Source organism: Hymenobacter cheonanensis (assembly GCF_030581075.1).
Classification (GTDB): domain Bacteria; phylum Bacteroidota; class Bacteroidia; order Cytophagales; family Hymenobacteraceae; genus Hymenobacter.
Genome location: NZ_JAUQSW010000011.1, coordinates 67,380 through 85,824, shown reverse-complemented (window position 1 = coordinate 85,824; position 18,445 = coordinate 67,380). Strand labels below are relative to the sequence as shown.

Genomic DNA, 18,445 nt, shown 5'->3' with positions numbered 1-18,445 from the left:
CGCTGAAATTCAGCGCCGGCTTTTTTACGTTGGCCTGGGCTAGCCTGCTTTACGACAGCCTTATAGAATGGGGCTGCCGTTGCGCACCGCGCTACCGGGCTGCATGAGGGCCAGGCTGCCGTCAGCATTTTCGGCCAGCAGCAGCATGCCCTGGCTTTGAATACCTTTTATTTCGCGGGGCGCCAGGTTCAGCAATACCATCGCTTGCTGCCCAATTAATGCTTCCGGAATAAACGCCTCGGCGATGCCGCTCACGATGGTGCGCTGGTCGAGGCCGGTATCAATAGTCAGCTTCAGCAGCTTCTTGGTTTTAGCAACTTTTTCGGCGGCAATGATGGTGCCGACGCGCAAATCCATTTTTCCGAAATCATCGAAGCTGATATTTTCTTTCGTGGCTGTGACGGGCGTAGCGGCCAGCGTATTGGCTTGCTTGGTATCGAGCAGCTTTTGCACCTGCGCATTCACCACGGCATCGTCGATTTTGGCAAATAGCAACGCGGGCTCTTGCAGTTGATGGCCGGCGGGCAATTGCTCGGCGCGGGCCGCGCTAGCCCAGTCGCCAGGCTCAAAGCTGAGCATAGCGGCCAGTTTGGCCGCCGACTCGGGCAGAAAAGGCGTGAGCAGCGGCACCAGGGCCGCCGCCACCTGCAAAGCCACGTGCAGCACCGTGCCGGTGCGCACAGCGTCGGTTTTAATAAGCTTCCAGGGCTCCGTCTCGGCCAGGTATTTATTGCCGAGGCGCGCCAGGTTCATTACTTCGGCCAGGGCGTCGCGAAAGCGGTAATTTTCGATGAGGTCGCCCACGCGGGTCGGAAATTCGGCCAACTGGCGAAATACCTCCTCGTCTATTCCCAATAATTCGCCCCTGGCCGGCACCTTACCGTCGAAAAATTTCTGCGTAAGCACGGCCGCCCGGTTCACAAAATTGCCAAGCGTGGCCACCAGCTCATTATTATTGCGCGCCTGGAAGTCCTTCCAGGTGAAGTCGTTATCCTTGGTTTCGGGTGCGTTGGCGCACAGCACGTAGCGCAGCACATCGGCCTGCCCCGGAAAATCCTGCAAATACTCGTGCAGCCAAACCGCCCAGTTGCGCGAGGTACTTATTTTATCGCCTTCCAGGTTGAGAAATTCATTGGCGGGCACATTATCGGGCAAAATATAGTCGCCGTGTGCCTTCAGCATTACCGGGAAAATAATGCAGTGAAAGACAATATTATCCTTGCCGATAAAATGCACCAGCTTGGTTTCGGGGTCCTGCCAATATTTCTCCCACTCATCAGGAAAACCTTCTTTGGTGGCGGAGATATAGCCAATAGGCGCATCAAACCACACGTACAGCACTTTACCTTCGGCGCCGGGCACGGGCACGGGCACACCCCAGTCGAGGTCGCGGGTTACGGCGCGGGGGTGCAGGCCCTGGTCAATCCACGATTTGCACTGGCCGTAGACGTTGGTTTTCCAATCGTTTTTATGGCCGTCAATTATCCATTCGCGCAGCCAGGGCTCGTACTGGTCGAGGGGCAAAAACCAATGCTTGGTGTCGCGCAGCACCGGCGTATTGCCGCTGAGCATGGAGCGCGGATTAATTAACTCCGTCGGGCTGAGCGAGCTACCGCAGCGCTCGCACTGGTCGCCGTAGGCATTTTCGTTGCCGCAGTTGGGGCAGGTGCCCACCACGTAGCGGTCGGCCAGAAATTGGCCGGCCTGCTCGTCATACAGCTGCTGCGTAGTTTGCTCGATGAATTGGCCAGCCTCGTATAATTTCTTGAAAAACGCGCTCGATACCTCGGCGTGGGTTTCGGAAGACGTGCGCGAATACACATCAAACGACACGTTGAATTCCTGAAACGAATCGCGAATTAGGACGTGGTATTTATCGACTACCTGCTGAGGCGTAACCCCTTCTTTCTGAGCCCGGATGGTGATGGGCACACCGTGCTCGTCGGAGCCGCAAATAAATTTAACGTCGCGGTTCTGGGCGCGCAGGTAGCGCACATAAATATCGGCCGGCAGATACACGCCCGCCAGGTGCCCGATGTGCACGGGGCCATTGGCATAAGGCAGGGCCGCCGTCACGGTGTAGCGCTTTGGTAGTAAAGTCATTACAAGTAAATAACCGCTAGTAATAATCAAGCTTGTTCTTACGCGGGGAAGAGCGTAATTTGGGCGTTAATTATGAATAGGGCGAAAAAAGAAAAATAATTATTCGGAAAAGCGCCAAAAAGGTCGTTGGGTTTCTAACAAAAACAATAAAAGGCCGTTTGCCAATTACTTAAAAGGAAATCGCTGACAAGAATCCCTACTAGCTTTCCCCTTACTTCCTTACCAAAACCCCGTTTACTCATGTCCAAAAAAAGCAGCGCGGACACGCTGGCTCCGGCCGCTCCCGCCAAACGCACGCCGGAAGAAAAAGCGCAACGCAAGGCGGACAAAGCCGGCCGCCGGGCTACCAAATCGCTCAATCAGGACCACGCCGAAAAAAAGGCTAGCCAGAAACAGACCCTAAAGGCAGCCGCCAAGCAGTTGCAAAAAGAGCTGGACGCGCGCATGAGCGAAGTGGTGGACCGCATCCGCAAAGAAACGAAGGCCAAGCTGAAAGAAGTGGTAAAGGAAGCTACGCGCCGCCTCGACGTGGACACCGAGCGCATGTTTGAGCAGGCGCTGCACACCATTGTGCGCCACTACGACTCTATTGCGCCGGGCCGCACCACCGATATTAATTTGCCTGCCCCTACCCCTAGCGATGCCGCCGCTACTGCGCCCGCAGGGCCAACGTCCGGTAAGAACGGCGCCCCGCGCAAAACCCGCCCCGCCGAGGCCGCGCCGGCCGCCGAAGCCACGCCGGCCAAAAAGCGCGCCGGCCGCCCCACGGGCAGCACTAGCAAGCCAACTACTACGGGCCGGGGCCCCGGCCGCCCTAAGCGACAGGCAGCGCCCGAGGTGGCAACTGCCGAGCTAAGCACGCCGGTAGCGACTGCCAACGACAGCGTGGCCGTAGACAATGTCTAGCCCCGGCTAGGGCTCATTCAGTCACAGAGGCCGCTGCCGGTGTCGGCAGCGGCCTCTGTGACTTTTGGCTAGGGCCGACGCAGCGTGTCGGGTATCGACTGGTCGATGCGCTGCATGCGGGTTTCGTTGGTCGTGTTGTTGGCGTCGTTGGTATTGAGGCTTTCGGGGCGCTTGAGGCGGTTGATGTCGGACGCCTGCTCGCCCAGGCGCAGGGTATTGGGTGTGGCATCGGGCACGGCGGCGGCGGGTGCGGTGCCGCGCGTGGTGTTAGCGTTGTAGATGGCGCGGCGGTCGGCGTCGGTCGTTACTTCGGTGGGCACCGAGCGAGGGGCAGCGCTTTCGGCGGTTTGCTCGGAGGCCGAGCAGGCGGCCAGGGCTAGCGGCAAAACCAGACCGGCGGCGGCCCGGAAAAAATAGCGGGAGAACATAAAGGGCAGCAAAAAGGCGGCCCGGGGTGGGCCGCCTTGCTTCTAACGGATTGCGGGCACGCTAGTTGGCCGTTATTTCTGCGGCTCGAAGAGCAGCGCGTTGCCGTCCATGCAGTAGCGCTGGCCGGTGGGCTTGGGGCCGTCGTCGAAAACGTGGCCGAGGTGGCCGCCGCACTTGGCGCACACAATCTCGTCGCGGCTCATGCCAAAGCTTTCGTCCGATTTCACCTTGACACTGGCCGCCGTGGCCGGGGCAAAGAAGCTAGGCCAGCCGGTGCCCGAATCGAACTTGGTAGCGCTGGAAAACAGCAGGTTGTGGTCGGCGGCGCAGTAGTAGGTGCCCGCCGCGTGGTTGTCGTGGTATTTGCCGGTGAAGGGCCGCTCGGTGCCCTCTTCGCGCAGGATGTAGTACTGGTCGGGCGTGAGTAGCTTTTTCCACTCGGCATCGGTGTGCTGCACCGGAAACTCGCCGGGCTTGCCCGTAACGGGCTGCGGCTGCGGGTACTTGGCAGTAGTAACGGTAGCGCCTTTGGGGCCAGCCGGCACGGCCGCTACGGCCTGGGGCTTATCGGCATGGGTTTGGGAGCAGGCCGGCGAAAGAGCCGCCACGCTCAGCAGCAAGGAAAGCAGGGAGAGACGCATGGAAAAGCGAAAGGCTGACGGGAAAGAATTACCTGCCTAACAAACGTAAAAGCCAGTGCGTTCGGATGCCGCTCGTGCGCAGGAGCAGCGGCCGGGCTAGCGGGAGCGCGGCCTAAAACACACGCCCTCAGTCGGAACGTTTGGAGGCCCGGCTAGCGTTGATTTTCAGGATAATAAAAACGCAACTCGGTTTTCCAGCAGAAACTCCGTACCTTTGCGGCCGCAAAAACTTACGTATGACCCAGAACATTCGGAATATCGCCATCATTGCCCACGTTGACCACGGCAAGACGACTTTGGTGGATAAGATTATCCACGCCTCTAAGATTTTCGACGCTCACCAGCACTTCGACGACCTCATCCTCGACGACAACCCCCTGGAGCGCGAGCGCGGCATTACCATCGTTTCTAAAAACGTATCGGTACGCTACAACGGCGTGAAAATCAACATCATCGACACCCCTGGTCACGCCGACTTCGGCGGTGAGGTAGAGCGCGTGCTGAAAATGGCCGACGGCGTGCTGCTGCTCGTGGATGCCTTTGAGGGCGCCATGCCGCAGACCCGCTTCGTGCTGGGCAAGGCCCTGGGCCTGGGCCTGAAACCCATTGTGGTGGTGAACAAGGTGGACAAGGAAAACTGCCGCCCCGACGAGGTGCACGAGCAGGTTTTCGACCTCATGTTCAACCTCGGCGCTACCGAAGACCAGCTTGATTTCGTGACCCTGTACGGGTCGAGCAAGCAGGGCTGGATGAGCACCGACTGGAAAGTAAAAACCGACAATATCATTCCGCTGCTCGACGCGGTGGTGGCCTCTATTCCGCCCGCGCCGGTATTGGAAGGCACGCCCCAGATGCAGGTGACCTCGCTCGACTACTCGTCGTTCGTGGGCCGCATCGCCATCGGCCGCGTGCACCGCGGCACCCTGAAAGAGGGCGCCAACATGAGCCTGATGAAGGCTGATGGCAGCGTGAAGAAAGTGAAAATCCGCGAGCTGCACGTGTTTGAAGGCCTCGGCCGCAACAAGGTGGAGGAAGTAAGCAGCGGCGAAATCTGCGCCGTGTCGGGCATCGAAGGCTTTGACATCGGCGACACCCTAGCCGATTTCGAAAACCCGGAGGCGCTGCCCCGCATCAGCATCGACGAGCCGACGATGAACATGCTGTTCACCATCAACAACTCGCCGTTTTTCGGCAAGGAAGGTAAGTTCGTGACCTCGCGCCACTTGCGCGACCGCCTGTTCAAGGAAACCGAGAAAAACCTGGCCCTGCGCGTGCAGACGACCGACAAGGAAGATACCTTCCTGGTGTTCGGCCGCGGCATTCTGCACTTGTCGGTGCTCATCGAAACGATGCGCCGCGAGGGCTACGAGCTGCAAGTGGGCCAGCCCCAGGTGCTGTTCAAGGAAGACGACAACGGCAACCGCCTGGAGCCCGTGGAGCTGCTGGTGGTAGACGTGCCGGAGGAAACCGCTGGCAAGGTTATCGAGCTGGTGAGCATGCGCAAGGGCGAAATGACCATCATGGAGCCGAAAGGCGACTTGCAGCACCTGGAGTTCAGCATTCCGAGCCGCGGCCTCATTGGCCTGCGTAACAACGTGCTGACTGCCACCGCGGGTGAGGCCATCATGAACCACCGCTTTGCCGCCTACGAGCCCCACAAAGGCCCGATTCCGGGCCGGATTGCTGGTTCGCTGATTTCGCTCGAAACCGGCCCTGGTACCGCTTACACCATCGACAAGATGCAGGACCGCGGCTCGTTCTTCGTGGACCCGGGCGAGGAAGTGTACGCGGGCCAGGTTATCGGCGAGCACACCCGCCCCAACGACCTGACCATCAACATCCAGAAGGGCAAGAAGCTGACCAACATGCGCGCCTCGGGCTCGGATGAGAACGCCAAAATCGTTCCCAAGCGTCAGTTCTCGCTGGAAGAAGCCATGGAATACATCCAGAAGGATGAGTACCTGGAAGTAACGCCCAAGTCGGTGCGCATGCGCAAGATTCTGCTCGACGAAAACGAGCGCCTGCGCTACGCCAAAACGGCTGAATAATACACAGTAGGTTTTTTACAAAAGGGGGATGTGGCTGACGCCGCATCCCCCTTTTTGCGTCTGCTCAGTTAAAGTATTTTCTATATTTACGCACCCTTCGCTTCACACTTGTCCCGCCCCATGAAACACCTGGTACGGCTTCGCTGCTGCCTGATAACGATTGGCTTGCTGGGTATGAGCCTGGCGCACGCCCAGTGTATTCTGGCCGGCCAGACAGCGGGCGCAACCTATGTGGATGTGGTGCCGGACAAACGGCTGAGCGCGACGCTGGCGGGCGACCATAGTCAAAAGGATTCGCTGGACTTGGACGGGGATGGCCGCTTCGATTTGCAGTTCAGGGTGTCGCTGTCAACCAGTCTCTATCCCAACGTAATGTCTTCGGTACGGGCACTGCATGACGACGTGGCCCTGGCCCAGTATACGTACGTCGACTACGTCAAAAACTACCTTAGCCGGGATACAATTCAGCAGCGATTGGTAAATGCATTCCCGGCTTTGTCCATCGAGCCGGTGTGGGTTGATAAGGCCTCTATCAAGTACGATTACAGTGCTGGGCGGCTAACTTACAAAACGGGTTCGCCGGGTGGCCCGCAGGGCTCGGGCTTGTGGCTGGATGGCAAAGATGGCTACACGGCTGTGCGCCTGCGCACTACGGCCCTCGGCCCGTGGCGGTATGGGTGGGTGCGGCTGCAGGTGCTGCCGGCGATTAATCTCAGCACTAACGACTACAGTGAAGTAACGATTCTGGTTAAGGATTATGCTTTTACCACTACTGTGCTGGCCACCTGGCCGGCCAGCGCGGCCGGGTGGCAGCTAACCCCCATTCCTACGGCCGAGCGCCTGACCGTGACGGCCCCGGCCGCCACTACGGGCCAGCTAGTGCTGCGGGACGTGTGCGGGCGAGTATGCCTGGCCGCTGATTTTGCCGGCAAGCAGCAGCAGCTTGATTTGTCGACGCTGGCGGCGGGCGTGTACGTGCTGCGCATTACCACGGCAGCAGGCAGCCTGGTGCAGCGGGTGGTGAAGCACTAGCGGCTGGCCTTTTTGAGGACCTGGGTGGCTACTACCGCGCCGGCCTGCCGACCTTTGCAGCACTAGCCCTTCGTTTTTCGCCATGCAACCCGCCAGCCTAGCCCAGTTTATTCAGCTTTTTACCCTTGCCAATGCGGAGGCTAGCCAGCGGCTAACCGAGCGGCTAACGCTGGCCCTGCAAGACCCGGCCGCCTATCAGACTGCCTACGCCGAGGAGCTGGCCGAGCGCGGCATTGAGGCGGCGCTGCCGGCCCAGGAGCTGCGCGACGTGGCCCTCATCGACGGGCTGCTGAGCGAAGAGCTGCTGTGGGAAGCCGACTGGCAAGACCCGGCGGGCGACCTCATCTATGGCCTCAACGAAACCCTGGCGCAGCAGGGCCGCCCCGAGCGGCTGGCCGCGCCCACCGGGAGCCGCGCCACTACCACCGGCCCCGAAGCCCTCGACCAGGTGCAGGACCTGCTGGAGCCGCTAGGGCTGACGCTGGTGCTGCTGCCCCTGGACAGTGACTCGCACGCGCTGAGCGTGGTGGCCGAGGCGCAGGTAGAAACTCTGCGCAGCCTGGCGCAGCAGCTGGGCTTCGGCCTGAAGGTGTACTAGCCCCGCTTCCACTGGCAAAAAGCTGCGCAGGGTAGCCCGGCAACGGGGCTGCGGTGCTAGCTTCGCACCCGCATTACCCGGGCTATTTATGAAGCATTATTTATTTTCTTTTGCGGCGCTGTTTTTACTAGGGTCGCAGGTGCGGGCGCAGGGCCTGCTCTCGACCATGAACGACACCCCCCAGCCGGGCGAGTTTCGGCTATCGGAAGAAGAGTTTGGGAACACCTACGGCTTCAACGATACGGCGCAGGCCGTTATCCGGCTCTATTACCGCAAGTGGAGTGCGGGGCGGCGCATTATGTACATCGCGGGCATTCCGGCGGCGCCGGTGGTAGCGGTGGGCCGGCACTACGAAACCGGGCCGTATGGCGCGGGCGTCAACTACCAGAAATACTCTTACGACCCCTAGGTGGCCCCGGTGGTGTACAGCCTGCTGGCGGGCTCGGTTTACGGGTTTATCAAGGCCACGAAGTGGAACCGGCGGCACCTCTACCAGGCCATTCGCACGTACCGGGCCACGCACCGGCTGCCCGCGCAGGTAACGCCCGCCTTGCTGGCGGCCGCCCTGGCCTATTGATGCCGGCCGGCCCTAGCCCCGCTGGCGCACGGCCTCGAAGGTGAGCACGGCGGCGGCCACGCTCACGTTGAGCGAGTCGAGCACGCCGCGCATGGGGATGATGACGGTTTCGTCGCAGGCCTGGCGGGTGGCGGGCGTGAGGCCGTCGGCCTCGGTGCCGAGCACCAGGGCCGTGGGGCCGGTGAAGCTGGTGGCGGTGTAGCTTTTGGCGTCGTCGGCGAGGGCAGCGGCAAAGGTGCGGATGCCTTTTTCTTTCAGGAAAGCCAGCACCTCGGGCATCGGCGCGGCTACGGTGGGCACCGTGAAGATGCCGCCGAGGCTAGCCCGGATAACGTTGGGGTTGTAGAGGTCGGTGCGCGCATCGCCCACCAGCACGGCGTGGGCGGGCGCGGCATCGGCGGTGCGCAGAATGGCACCTAGGTTGCCGGGCTTTTCCACGGCTTCGAGCACGATGAGAAGCGGGTTTTCGGGCAAAGCCAGGTCGGCCAGGGTGCGGCGCGGGGTGTGCAACACGGCCAGCACGCCATCGGAGCGCTCGCGCACGGCCAGCTTGGCAAACACGGCGGCGCTCACGGGCAGGTATTCGTAGGGGCGCGGCACGAGCCTGGCCGGCTCGGCCAGCTCGCGGGCGATGGCTTCGCCGGCCAGCTCCTCGCACACAAAGAGCGTGGCCACGGCCCAGCCGGCCTGGCGGGCATTAGTAAGCTCGCGGTAGCCTTCTACCAGGGTGAGGCCCTGGCGGCGGCGCTCGGCCGATTTTTCCTGCAAACGCAGCACGTCTTTGATGCGCGGGTTGTGCAGGCTGGTGATGCGGTCGGGCTGGGAAGGGCGGGCGGCAAACATGCCACGAAGGTACGGGCGGGGGGAGGAGGCACTGCGACGAGAAAGTAAACAGTGGCCAAAGCCAGCAGGCGAAGGCAGGCGTACCCCAGCGCCAGGGCCATTTTTGCGAAGCGTACTTTTACCTCCTCGGGCGAAGCAGCAGTTTTCACCTGCTCACCCTCTTACTTCTTTACTTTTTCGTTTGGCTCTTCCGCTCAATACCAAGATTCTGCTCGGCTTCGCCATTGCGCTGTCGGTACTCATGGCCACGTCCATCACCTCCTACGTGGCTATTCAGCAGCTCAGCCGCTACACGCGGCTGGTCGAGCACTCGTACCAAGTGCTGCGCCAAACCGGCGATTTGCGCATCAGCATCCGCGATGCGCAGAGCGGCGTGCGCAGCTACCTGCTGCTGGCCGACACCACCTACCTCACCAACTACCGCCGCAACGCAGCCCTGATGCAGGCCGAGGCCCGTGCCCTGCACACGCTGGTGGCCGATGACGCGGCCCAGCACGCTAGGGCCGACTCCTTGCGCCGGCTCGTGGCCCAGCAGCTGCGCGAGCTGGCCACGTTCCGCCAGTTTGCGCCCACGCCGCCGGCGGCCCAGTCGCTGCAGCTGAGCGAGCAGGGGCCACTGCGCGTCCTCAAGGGCGTGATGACCCGTCTGCGCTCGTATGAGGAGGCGCTGCTGCAAAAGCGCAACCGCCAGCAGTCGCTGTTTCAGAAGCTGGCGCCGTCGGCCATCATCGTATCGGCGGTGCTGGCCGTGATTATCGTGCTGTGGCTGTTTCGGAAAATAGTGGGCGAGCTGCGCGCCAACGACGAGCTGCGCCAGCAGCTCACCCGCACCAACCTCGACACTGCCCAGCGCATCCGGGCCATGGAGCACCTCACGCGGCAGGTAGTGCAGGGCGATTACAAGGTGAAAATAACCGACCCCGGCGAGCAGCACGACCGGCTGGCCTCGCTGGCCACGCTGCTCAACCAAATGACCCAGGCGCTTGACACGGCCTTTGGCGCGCTGGAAAACCGCAACAAGGAGCTTGACCAGTTTGCCTACGTGGCTTCGCACGACCTGAAGGCGCCGCTGCGCGGCCTCAGCACCATTGTGCAGTGGATAGAGGAAGAGCTGGCCGCCGAGCTTTCGCCCCAGCTGCGCACCTACCTGGGCCAGATGAAGGGCCGCCTGGCCCGCCTCGATGACCTCATCAACGGCCTGCTGGCCTACGCCCGGGCTAGCCGCACCGAGCGCCAGCTCGGGCCCGTAGACACTGCCCAGCTGGTGCGCGAGGTGGCCGAGCTGGTGGTGCCGCCCACTTTTACCCTCACCCTGGCGCCGGGCCTGCCTACCTTTGTGGCCGACCGCCTGGGTTTGCAGCAGGTGTTTACCAACCTGCTCAGCAACGCCGTGAAGTACTACGCGGGCCCCGCCGGCCAGGGCCGCATCGAGGTGAGCGCCCAGGACCTGGACTCGCACTACGAGTTTCAGGTGCAGGACAATGGGCCCGGCATTGCGCCCGAGCATCACCAGAAAATATTTTTGCTGTTCCAAACCCTGCGCGACCGCCACACCGCCGAAAGCACGGGCATCGGCCTGAGCATCGTCAAAAAGCTCATCGACGACCAGCAGGGCAGCATCCGCGTCGAGTCGGCCCCGGGGCAGGGGCAGGGCGCGGCCTTCATCTTCACCTGGCCCAAGGGCGTGGCGGCGGGCTAGCCCGCTTTTTGTCGCTTCTCCTCCCCTATTTTTATGACTCCCGATTCCCTTACTTCTGCCGCTGGCACCGCGCCGGCCCGCTCGGTTCTGCTGGTCGAAGACGATGTTTTCGACACCATGACGGCCCAAAAATCCTTTGCTCGCTTTAGCGTGCCGCACGTGCTGCACACGGCTTTTAATGGCGAAGAGGCGCTGGATATGCTGCTGGGGCGCCAGGGCGTGCCCGCCATCCGGCCGCTGCCCGAGGTCATTTTGCTCGACCTGAACATGCCCCGCATGAACGGGCTGGAGTTTTTGACGGTGCTGCGGGCCACGCCCGAGCTGGCGCACCTGCCGGTGTTCATCACCACTACTTCGGCCCTCGACCCCGACCGCGAGGCGGCGGCTAGCCTGGGCGTGAGCGGCTACATTTTGAAGCCGCTCGACTTTGCCAGCGGCGACGACCTGGCCGACAGCCTGAGCCTGTTGGAAAAATTACTTAAGTAATTATCAAGCAATACTTTACCGGAGGTTGGCAGCAAACTGCGGGCTAGCCGCCGGGCGGGGCACTTTTGGCGGCGGCGGCAGCGTTAGCAGGCCACTGGCCGCAGTTGGCCGGCATTGCTTTTATTTGCCTGCATGAAACTTCCGTTCGTTGCGATGCTAGGCCTGGGGCTGAGCGCCGCCTGGGTGCCCGCCTCGGCGCAAGATGCGCCCCGCCAGCTGGGGGGCGCCCCCGTGGCGCCCGCCCCCGCGCCGCGCCAGCCGGCGCCCGCGCCCCGGCAGCTCGACGCCGTGCCCGCCCCCAGCCCCGCCCCCGTCGTGGCGGCCGACTCGACCCGGCGGGCGCCCGTGGCAACCAGCCCGGCCGCTAGCCCGGCCCCGGCGCCGCCAGCCGCCCCTGGCCAGGCGCCGCCCACGCCCTTCAACCGGCCCTACATTATGGGCGGCTCTACGCAGCCCACGCGCTACCAGGTGGGCCTCAAGAACGGCACGGTGTACAATGTGACCGACGTGGAAGTGAAGCAGCCGCTGTTTGGGCGCAACTTTTTGCTGCTCGATGGCCAGCGCCGCGTGGAGCTGAGCGAGGTGGGCTTCTACGAAAACGAAACCGGCCACTACGTGCGCACCACGCTGCCGCGCTCCTCACGCGAGGCTACGCTGCGCCGCGAAAAAACGGGCCGCATCAGCCTCTACGCCACCTACAATACCAGCTATGCGCCGGGCGGCTACGGCATGCCGGGCTACGGCTACGGCGGCTTTGGCTACGGGGGCTTCGGGGGCTACCCCTACGGCGGCTACCGCACCACCAAAACCGAGTACTTCTCGAAAGACAACGGCCCGATTCAGAACCTGAACGCCCGCAACCTGGCCCTGGCTACCGCCGACAATGCCGGGGCGCAGGCGCTGCTAGCCCAGGCCCGCCGCTACCAGACCTCCACTACCATTGCCTACGTGGCGGGCGGCGGCCTGCTGCTCTACGGTTTGCTGCAGTCGTTTCAGGCCAACAGCACGGGCATTTCGCCCATTACCTACGTGGCCATTCCGGTGCTCATTGTGCCGCTGATATTCCAGAGCAAGCAGGCCTCGGCCCAGCGCCAGGCCATTGCGCTCTACAACAGCGGCGGGCTGCGCTAGGTGGGGGTGAGGAAGTAAAAAGGACCTAGCGTCCATCTAAAACGTATGTCAGGCTGAGCCTGACATACGTTTTTAAAATTCCTCCTTTTCCCACCTCTGCATGCCTTCTTCCCGCGCGGCGGCGCCCGCCGATGCCCCCGATTTTGCGGCCCGCCAGGCGCTGGCGCTGCTGGCCCACCAGCGGCTGTGCGCCGAGTACGGGGCGCCGTTTTTGTTTTTCAGCGATAAGGACCCGCTGAGCGAGCTTATCAGCGCGCTGCTCTCGCACCGCACCAAAAACGCCGACTCGCACCGCGCCTACCAGCAGCTGCGCGCCACTTTTCCGACCTGGGAAGACGTGCGCGACGCGCCCACCCTGGATGTGCAGCGGGCGCTCAGCGCCTGCACCTGGCCCGAGCAGAAGGCGCCTCGCATCCAGGAAGTACTGCGCGAGATAAGCCGCCGTTGCGGCGACGAAAACCTGCCGCCCTGCTCGCTCGATTTCCTGGCCGACCGGCCCATCCCGGAGGCCCGCGCCTGGCTCGAAAGCATCAGCGGTGTGGGGCCCAAGACCAGTGCGGCTACCTTGCTATTCAGCAAGTTGCGCCTGCCGGCCATGCCCGTCGATAGCCACCACCACCGGGTGGCGCAGCGGCTAGGCCTCATCGGGCCCAAGGTGGGCGAGGGCCCGGCCCACGCGCTGCTGGCCGCCCTGCTGCCCCCCGACTGGACGGCCCAGCAGGTGTACGACCACCACGAGGCCCTCATGTACCACGGCCAGAAATGCTGCTACTACCATAATCCGGCCTGCCAGCGCTGCATCATGCTCGATGTGTGCCCGGTGGGGCAGGCTACGCTGGGTAAGCAGCAGTAAGGCCAGCACGTTTTCCATCACCACAACTCTAGTACTTCGTTGATTCTGCACCTTCAGGCTAAGCCCAATGCCCGCCGCAACGAGCTGCTGCCCGGCCCCGGCGGCCGCTGGCTGGTGCGCCTGGCTGCCCCGCCCCAGGATGGCCTAGCCAACGCTGAGCTGCTTGCCTTTTTGGCCGAGCTATTCGGCGTGCCCAAGCGCAACGTGCAGCTGCTGAGTGGCCACACCGCGCCCTTCAAAAAGGTGGAAATAAGCGGCCTGGCCGACGAGGCCGGCGCGGCCGTGCTGGCCCGCTGCCGCGCCGCAGCGGGCTAGCGCGGCTACTTTTTGCGCTTCCAGCGGTAGTAGCGGCGGTACCACGAGGCGGTTTTTTTGAACAGGCTGCTGGCCGACTCGTGCGGAAACATATTGATGCGGAAAATCTGCATCCGGTCGTCTTCCAGGTGCAGGCCACCGCTGTCGGTGGCCACGGCGTAGGTGAAGCCGGCCTCGGCCACCAGGCGCTTGGTTTCGGGGCTCAGGTCGCCATAAGGGTAGGCGAAGGACAGGATGCTGATGCCCAGGCGGCGCTCCAGCTCGGCTTTGCTGGCGGCTATTTCGTGGGCGGCCTCGGCAGGGGGCAGGCTAGCCAGGTGCGGGTGCGAGAGGGTGTGCGCCCCGATTTCCCAGCCCGCCGCCACGAAGGCCTGCTTCTGGGTTTCGCTCATGATATCGGCGCGGGGCTCGGTGGGGTCCACCGCCAGGTCCCACTGGTTGTGGCGCACATCAAAATCGCCCAGCAGATACAGCACGCCCCGGTAGCCGTACTGCTGCATGAGGGGCAGCAGGTTGGTGTAGTTATCGGTGTAGCCATCGTCGAAGGTGAGGACGATGGGCCGGCGCGGAAACTCACTCAGCGAGCGGCGCCCACTGGCAAAAGCCTGGTAGTCCTGAAAGGTAATGGGCGTGATTTTGTGGTCTTTGAAATAAGCCAGGTGCCTGGCAAAGTTCTCCTTGGTGACAAAAATCTGGTGCTTGGTGGCGATGGGCGCGTCCGGAATCTTATGGTACATGAGCACCGGGATGAAGGCAGGCGCCGCCAGCGCCATGCGCGCCGACTCGTACACGCCCAGTACGCGGGCGGCCACGCGGGCCAGGTCGTAGTCGTGGCGCACGCGCTGCGCCAGGGCCGGCGCCACGCGGTGCGGCCGGGCCAGAAAGGCGCGCGCATCGGCCAGCACCGGGGCCGGGTCGAAGGCCGCCGCCGGCTGTAGCTGGGCCGCGATGTCACCAAAGTTGGAGGCCGCCGCCTCGGGGTAGCTCGCTAGAGTCACGGGCCCGGCGTAGAGCGCCTCGCCCAAGGCTAGCACGGCGCGGCCCTCCCCTAGCGCCTCCATGGCCACGCGGCCGGCCCCAATGATGAGGTCGGTGCGGCGCAGCCAGCCCACCACGTCGTCGGTAAAGCCGATTACCTCCATACGCTCGCCATACTGGCTTTGCAAGTGCGCCAGGGCAGTTTTGCCGGCCTCGGGCAGCTGCTCCAGCTCGCCGCCGATGAGCGTTACGCGCAACTCGCTAAACTCTTGCAGCAGCGCCGGAAACACGTGCTGCAGCAAAGCCGCCGCCCGCTCGCCCTTAGGGCCGTTGAAGCGGCCGATGAAAGCCAGGCGTAGCGATTGGGAATCAGGAATGAAGAAAGAGGAATTAACCTCAGCTCCTTCCTCATTTCTGTTTTTTGAATCCCAATTAATTCCGTTCGGCACCACCACAATTTTGGCCGGGGCCATTTTCACTTCTTCGCGCAGGTGCTCGGCGAGGTTTTCGCAAATGGCGATGACCTTCTGGCCGTAGATGTCGAAGAGCGATGTGGACGTGTGCAGGTGCTGGCGGCCGTGCACGGTGCTCACCAGCGGCACCCCTAGCCCACGCAGGGCAAAGTAGCTAACCCAGCTGGCCGCCCGCGAGTGGGCGTGCACCACGTCGATGTGGTGCTGGCGCACCAGCTGGCGCAGGGCCCGAATGTTGCGCAGCCGCTGCCCGTACTTGCGCTGGCTGATGGGCAGCTGCACCTGCGCGGCCACCGTGGGCAGCGCCGCCATGTCGGAGGCTAGCCACACCTGGTGGCCTTCGCGGTGGTGAGCTTCGGCCAGGGCCACGGCATAGGCCACCGAGCCGGCAAAGAAATTGGCAGACAAGACGTGCAGGATGCGCATGGGCGCAAAGGTCCGTGATAATTATTAGTGGTTAATTGTTAGTTATTAATTCTGTCTAAAGGGCCAGACCACTAATTAATCATTAACCACTAATAATTACCCGCTAGGCCCAGGCGCGGCCAGCCACGTTGCTCATGTATTTCTGGCCGCTGCCGGTGTTAAGGAGCAGGATGCGCTCGTCGGCACGCAGCCAGCCATCGGCCAGCAGCTGGCGGGCGGCCATCCACACGGCGGCGCCCTCGGGGGCTACAAACAAGCCCTCGTGCTGGCCCAGCTCGCGCATGCCTTCCAGCATCCCTTCCTCGCTGATGGCCACCACCGTGCCCTGCGACTCGCGCAGCACTTGCAGCATCAGCGGCTCGCCCAGCGGGCGGGGCACGGCCAGGCCGTTGGCCAGGGTGGGGCGGCCGTTGTAGTGGTGGCAGTTGGCCTGGCGGCCAAGGTAGGTTTCGAGCAGCGGGCAGCAGTTTTCGGCCTGCACGGCCACCATGCGGGGCAGTTTGGTACCCGGGGCCAGCCAGCCTAGGGCTTTCATTTCCTGAAACGCTTTCCAGATACCGATGAGGCCGGTGCCGCCGCCGGCGGGGTACAGCAGCACATCGGGCAGCTCCCAGTTCAGCTGCTCGGCTATCTCGTAGCCCATCGTTTTCTTGCCTTCGAGGCGGTAGGGCTCCTTAAGCGTTGATATATCAAGCAGTTCGCCGCCCGCGTTGAGCTGCCGCACCCTAGCCGCGCAGTCGTTGATGAGGCCATCGACCAGCTCGACCTGGGCGCCGTACCAGTAGCACTCTTCCTTAAAAGCCTCGGGCGTGTGCCGGGGCATCACTACGGTGGCGGCCAGGCCGCCGCGGGCGCAGTAGGCGGCCATGGCCACGCCCGCATTGCCGGCGGTAGGAATAATGCAGCCCGTGACGCCCAGCTCCTTGGCCTTCGACACGGCCATGCTGAGGCCGCGCGCCTTAAATGAGCCGGTGGGGTTCTGGCCTTCGTCTTTAAGCACGAGCGAGCTGAGGCTGTAGCGGGCGGCCAGGCGGGGCAGGGCCAGCAGGGGCGTGAGGCCCTCGCCCAGCGTTACTTTATTAGCTTCGTCGAGCAGGGGCAGCAGGGCGCCGTAGCGCCACATCGAGCTGTCGGCCAGGTTGATACCAGCACTGCGGCTCAGCGGCTCGTGCAGGTCGTAGTCGGCCACCAGCGGCTGCTGGCAGCAGGCCGACACGCCCTGCAGCTCGAAGGGCGTGTAAGCGGTACCGCAATGGGCGCAGTGCAGGGCATGCATCCGCGAGATGGGCAACGTGGCTACTTGGTTCATAGGGCAAAGTTCTGACTACCCTATACGGGTTGCTATGCCCTAGCGAAATGGAGTTTTGGCATAGCCTATTCCTTAGCGGCATAGTAGCGTTGCGTGAACCGTAGAAAATCGCGGTATGGCCCGTTGTTTTCGGTACCCTTGCGCTGGATGAAATTGAATTTTCGCTCCAGAAATAAATCCTTGATTTTCACTTCTACCAGCTCGCCGCTGGCCAGCTCCTTCAGCACGGCCTGGCGGGGCAAAAAGGCCAGGCAGGTGGGCTCGACCCGCACGAAGTTTTTGAGGGCCTCGGTGCCGCCCAGGCGCACCCGCACGGGCAGGGCCGCCAGCCGGATGTGGTGCCGCTCCAGGGCTTCTTCCAGCACGGCCAGCGTGCCCGAGCCTACCTCGCGCAGGGCTAGCGGAATGCCGAGCAGGTCGCCGCTGAGCAGCGCGCGGCCCGCCAGCGGGTTGGCGGCGGCGCACACCGCCACTACCTCATCGCTGAGCAGCGGCGTGTAAGTCACGTTGCTGACTTTGTGGATGCCCTCCACGATGCCCAACTCAATCTCGTGGTCGAGCAGCGCCCGCAGAATATTGTCGCTGTTGCGGTTTTTGAGGCTGAGCTGGTGCTGCGGATGCTGGTGCAGCCAGGCCGCCACCACCGGCGGCAGCACATACAGCGAGATGGTGGTGCTAGCCCCGATAAGCAGGTGCACGGCCGGCGCAAAGGCCGGGCTCAGCTCGGCCATTTCCTGGTGCAGCTCCTGTTGCAGCTGCTTGGCCTGCAATAGCTTTTGATACAGCTTGTGGCCGGCCGGCGTGAGCTGCACGCTGCCGCCCAGCCGCTCGAAGAGGCCGGTTTTGTAGTGTTCTTCGAGCGCTTTCACCTGCTTGCTCACCGCCGACTGGCTGACGAACAGCGCCTGCCCGGCCTTGGTAAAGCTCAGGCGCTGGGCTACTTCGAGGAAAATTTCGTGGGCGTGGGAAAGCATGGAGGTACGCTTAATAGCATGGGTACCGCTTGATTTACTCCTCATCTACCTCTTGCAGCGGAAAATGCTGCCACTCCCAGTAATGCAGAAGCTCTTCTACTTTGCTGTAATTCTCAGGCAGATAATTATGCGCGTGCGGGTAAGGATAATCAAATTCTGCTTCTGTATACCCTAGCTTTTGTAAATGGGCCGCGAATTCCTGCAGCAAACCATAGGCATAAATGACATTATGCTTGTCGTAGACGAGGGTGGCATTTGCTTCCGGGGCACTTATCCATAGGTGATGCCGGCCATCGGACTCCAATAAGGGCTTGTACTCCAGTAGAAAATCAACCAAGTCTGCTCTATTTGTTATCAATGGCGATTGATATCTACCTGCTTGTGAATCCGAAGGAGCTATAACCAATACGTATAAGCAGAAAAAAGGCGGCGACATGCAATCACTAAGATGCAGTAGCAATTCCGTCGCATTAGCAGACGCTCCTATTTTCAAGCGGGAGTAAGCCGGATAGCTTTCCAACATATACACCTGGCCATAATCGTGAGGCTTGTCATCAAGCAATTCAGAGCCAATGAATTTAGCCGGCATTATTGGGTTAATTTAATAAGTTGACTGCTAAGTTA

At 62.3% G+C, this 18,445-nt stretch carries 19 protein-coding genes; 11 read left to right on the top strand and 8 right to left on the bottom strand.

Annotated elements, in window-relative coordinates; translation table 11 throughout:
• Nucleotides 1–60: 60 nt before the first annotated feature.
• Complete coding sequence (gene metG, locus Q5H89_RS18715) at nucleotides 61–2,103, bottom strand: methionine--tRNA ligase (protein ID WP_305020879.1); 2,043 nt, start codon at nucleotides 2,101–2,103, stop codon at nucleotides 61–63.
• Nucleotides 2,104–2,343: 240 nt separating this feature from the next.
• On the opposite strand from metG, the gene Q5H89_RS18710 reads away from it, so the two are divergent.
• Nucleotides 2,344–3,009: a hypothetical protein gene (locus tag Q5H89_RS18710; RefSeq protein ID WP_305020878.1), complete on the top strand. Its 666-nt coding sequence runs from the start codon at nucleotides 2,344–2,346 to the stop codon at nucleotides 3,007–3,009.
• 68 nt (nucleotides 3,010–3,077) lie between these two features.
• Here the strand turns inward: Q5H89_RS18710 and Q5H89_RS18705 are convergent, their stop codons facing one another.
• Together Q5H89_RS18705 and msrB are read right to left on the bottom strand one after the other, a co-directional pair.
• Nucleotides 3,078–3,437, bottom strand: a complete 360-nt coding sequence (locus Q5H89_RS18705) for a hypothetical protein (RefSeq protein ID WP_305020877.1) — start codon at nucleotides 3,435–3,437, stop codon at nucleotides 3,078–3,080.
• Nucleotides 3,438–3,509: 72 nt separating this feature from the next.
• Nucleotides 3,510–4,079, bottom strand: coding sequence for a peptide-methionine (R)-S-oxide reductase MsrB (gene msrB / locus Q5H89_RS18700; RefSeq protein ID WP_305020876.1), 570 nt, complete (start codon nucleotides 4,077–4,079; stop codon nucleotides 3,510–3,512).
• Nucleotides 4,080–4,315: 236 nt separating this feature from the next.
• On the opposite strand from msrB, the gene typA reads away from it, so the two are divergent.
• The 5 genes from typA to Q5H89_RS18675 all read left to right on the top strand — a co-directional run bounded on the left by typA (nucleotide 4,316) and on the right by Q5H89_RS18675 (nucleotide 8,334).
• Nucleotides 4,316–6,127, top strand: coding sequence for a translational GTPase TypA (gene typA, locus Q5H89_RS18695; RefSeq protein WP_305020875.1), 1,812 nt, complete (start codon nucleotides 4,316–4,318; stop codon nucleotides 6,125–6,127).
• A 120-nt stretch (nucleotides 6,128–6,247) separates the two neighbouring features.
• The gene (locus Q5H89_RS18690) at nucleotides 6,248–7,159 is read left to right on the top strand and encodes a T9SS type A sorting domain-containing protein (protein ID WP_305020874.1); all 912 of its coding nucleotides are present in this window, start codon (nucleotides 6,248–6,250) and stop codon (nucleotides 7,157–7,159) included.
• A gap of 82 nt (nucleotides 7,160–7,241) precedes the next feature.
• Complete coding sequence (locus Q5H89_RS18685) at nucleotides 7,242–7,757, top strand: DUF6630 family protein (protein ID WP_305020873.1); 516 nt, start codon at nucleotides 7,242–7,244, stop codon at nucleotides 7,755–7,757.
• Between the two features lie 88 nt (nucleotides 7,758–7,845).
• The gene (locus Q5H89_RS18680; protein ID WP_305020872.1) at nucleotides 7,846–8,166 is read left to right on the top strand and encodes a hypothetical protein; all 321 of its coding nucleotides are present in this window, start codon (nucleotides 7,846–7,848) and stop codon (nucleotides 8,164–8,166) included.
• Complete coding sequence (locus Q5H89_RS18675) at nucleotides 8,167–8,334, top strand: hypothetical protein (protein WP_305020871.1); 168 nt, start codon at nucleotides 8,167–8,169, stop codon at nucleotides 8,332–8,334.
• 12 nt (nucleotides 8,335–8,346) lie between these two features.
• Here the strand turns inward: Q5H89_RS18675 and Q5H89_RS18670 are convergent, their stop codons facing one another.
• Nucleotides 8,347–9,177, bottom strand: coding sequence for a TrmH family RNA methyltransferase (locus Q5H89_RS18670; protein WP_305020870.1), 831 nt, complete (start codon nucleotides 9,175–9,177; stop codon nucleotides 8,347–8,349).
• A 181-nt stretch (nucleotides 9,178–9,358) separates the two neighbouring features.
• On the opposite strand from Q5H89_RS18670, the gene Q5H89_RS18665 reads away from it, so the two are divergent.
• The 5 genes from Q5H89_RS18665 to Q5H89_RS18645 all read left to right on the top strand — a co-directional run bounded on the left by Q5H89_RS18665 (nucleotide 9,359) and on the right by Q5H89_RS18645 (nucleotide 13,661).
• Nucleotides 9,359–10,876, top strand: coding sequence for a sensor histidine kinase (locus tag Q5H89_RS18665; protein WP_305020869.1), 1,518 nt, complete (start codon nucleotides 9,359–9,361; stop codon nucleotides 10,874–10,876).
• A gap of 33 nt (nucleotides 10,877–10,909) precedes the next feature.
• Nucleotides 10,910–11,362: a response regulator gene (locus Q5H89_RS18660; protein WP_305020868.1), complete on the top strand. Its 453-nt coding sequence runs from the start codon at nucleotides 10,910–10,912 to the stop codon at nucleotides 11,360–11,362.
• A 132-nt stretch (nucleotides 11,363–11,494) separates the two neighbouring features.
• Nucleotides 11,495–12,493: a hypothetical protein gene (locus Q5H89_RS18655; protein ID WP_305020867.1), complete on the top strand. Its 999-nt coding sequence runs from the start codon at nucleotides 11,495–11,497 to the stop codon at nucleotides 12,491–12,493.
• A gap of 100 nt (nucleotides 12,494–12,593) precedes the next feature.
• Nucleotides 12,594–13,346 carry an endonuclease III domain-containing protein gene (locus Q5H89_RS18650; RefSeq protein WP_305020866.1) on the top strand — a complete coding sequence of 251 codons (753 nt, stop codon included), beginning with the start codon at nucleotides 12,594–12,596 and terminating at the stop codon, nucleotides 13,344–13,346.
• Between the two features lie 39 nt (nucleotides 13,347–13,385).
• The gene (locus Q5H89_RS18645; RefSeq protein WP_305020865.1) at nucleotides 13,386–13,661 is read left to right on the top strand and encodes a DUF167 domain-containing protein; all 276 of its coding nucleotides are present in this window, start codon (nucleotides 13,386–13,388) and stop codon (nucleotides 13,659–13,661) included.
• A gap of 5 nt (nucleotides 13,662–13,666) precedes the next feature.
• Here Q5H89_RS18645 and Q5H89_RS18640 read toward each other — a convergent pair whose 3' ends face one another.
• The 4 genes from Q5H89_RS18640 to Q5H89_RS18625 form a co-directional block, all read right to left on the bottom strand.
• On the bottom strand, nucleotides 13,667–15,538 hold the full coding sequence (locus Q5H89_RS18640; protein WP_305020864.1) for a polysaccharide deacetylase family protein: 1,872 nt from the start codon (nucleotides 15,536–15,538) through the stop codon (nucleotides 13,667–13,669).
• Nucleotides 15,539–15,641: 103 nt separating this feature from the next.
• A complete protein-coding gene (locus Q5H89_RS18635) occupies nucleotides 15,642–16,847 on the bottom strand; it encodes a threonine synthase (protein WP_305020863.1) in 1,206 nt (401 codons plus the stop codon).
• A gap of 65 nt (nucleotides 16,848–16,912) precedes the next feature.
• Nucleotides 16,913–17,821: a LysR family transcriptional regulator gene (locus tag Q5H89_RS18630; protein ID WP_305020862.1), complete on the bottom strand. Its 909-nt coding sequence runs from the start codon at nucleotides 17,819–17,821 to the stop codon at nucleotides 16,913–16,915.
• A gap of 34 nt (nucleotides 17,822–17,855) precedes the next feature.
• On the bottom strand, nucleotides 17,856–18,410 hold the full coding sequence (locus tag Q5H89_RS18625) for a hypothetical protein (RefSeq protein WP_305020861.1): 555 nt from the start codon (nucleotides 18,408–18,410) through the stop codon (nucleotides 17,856–17,858).
• Between the last annotated feature and the right edge of the window lie 35 nt (nucleotides 18,411–18,445).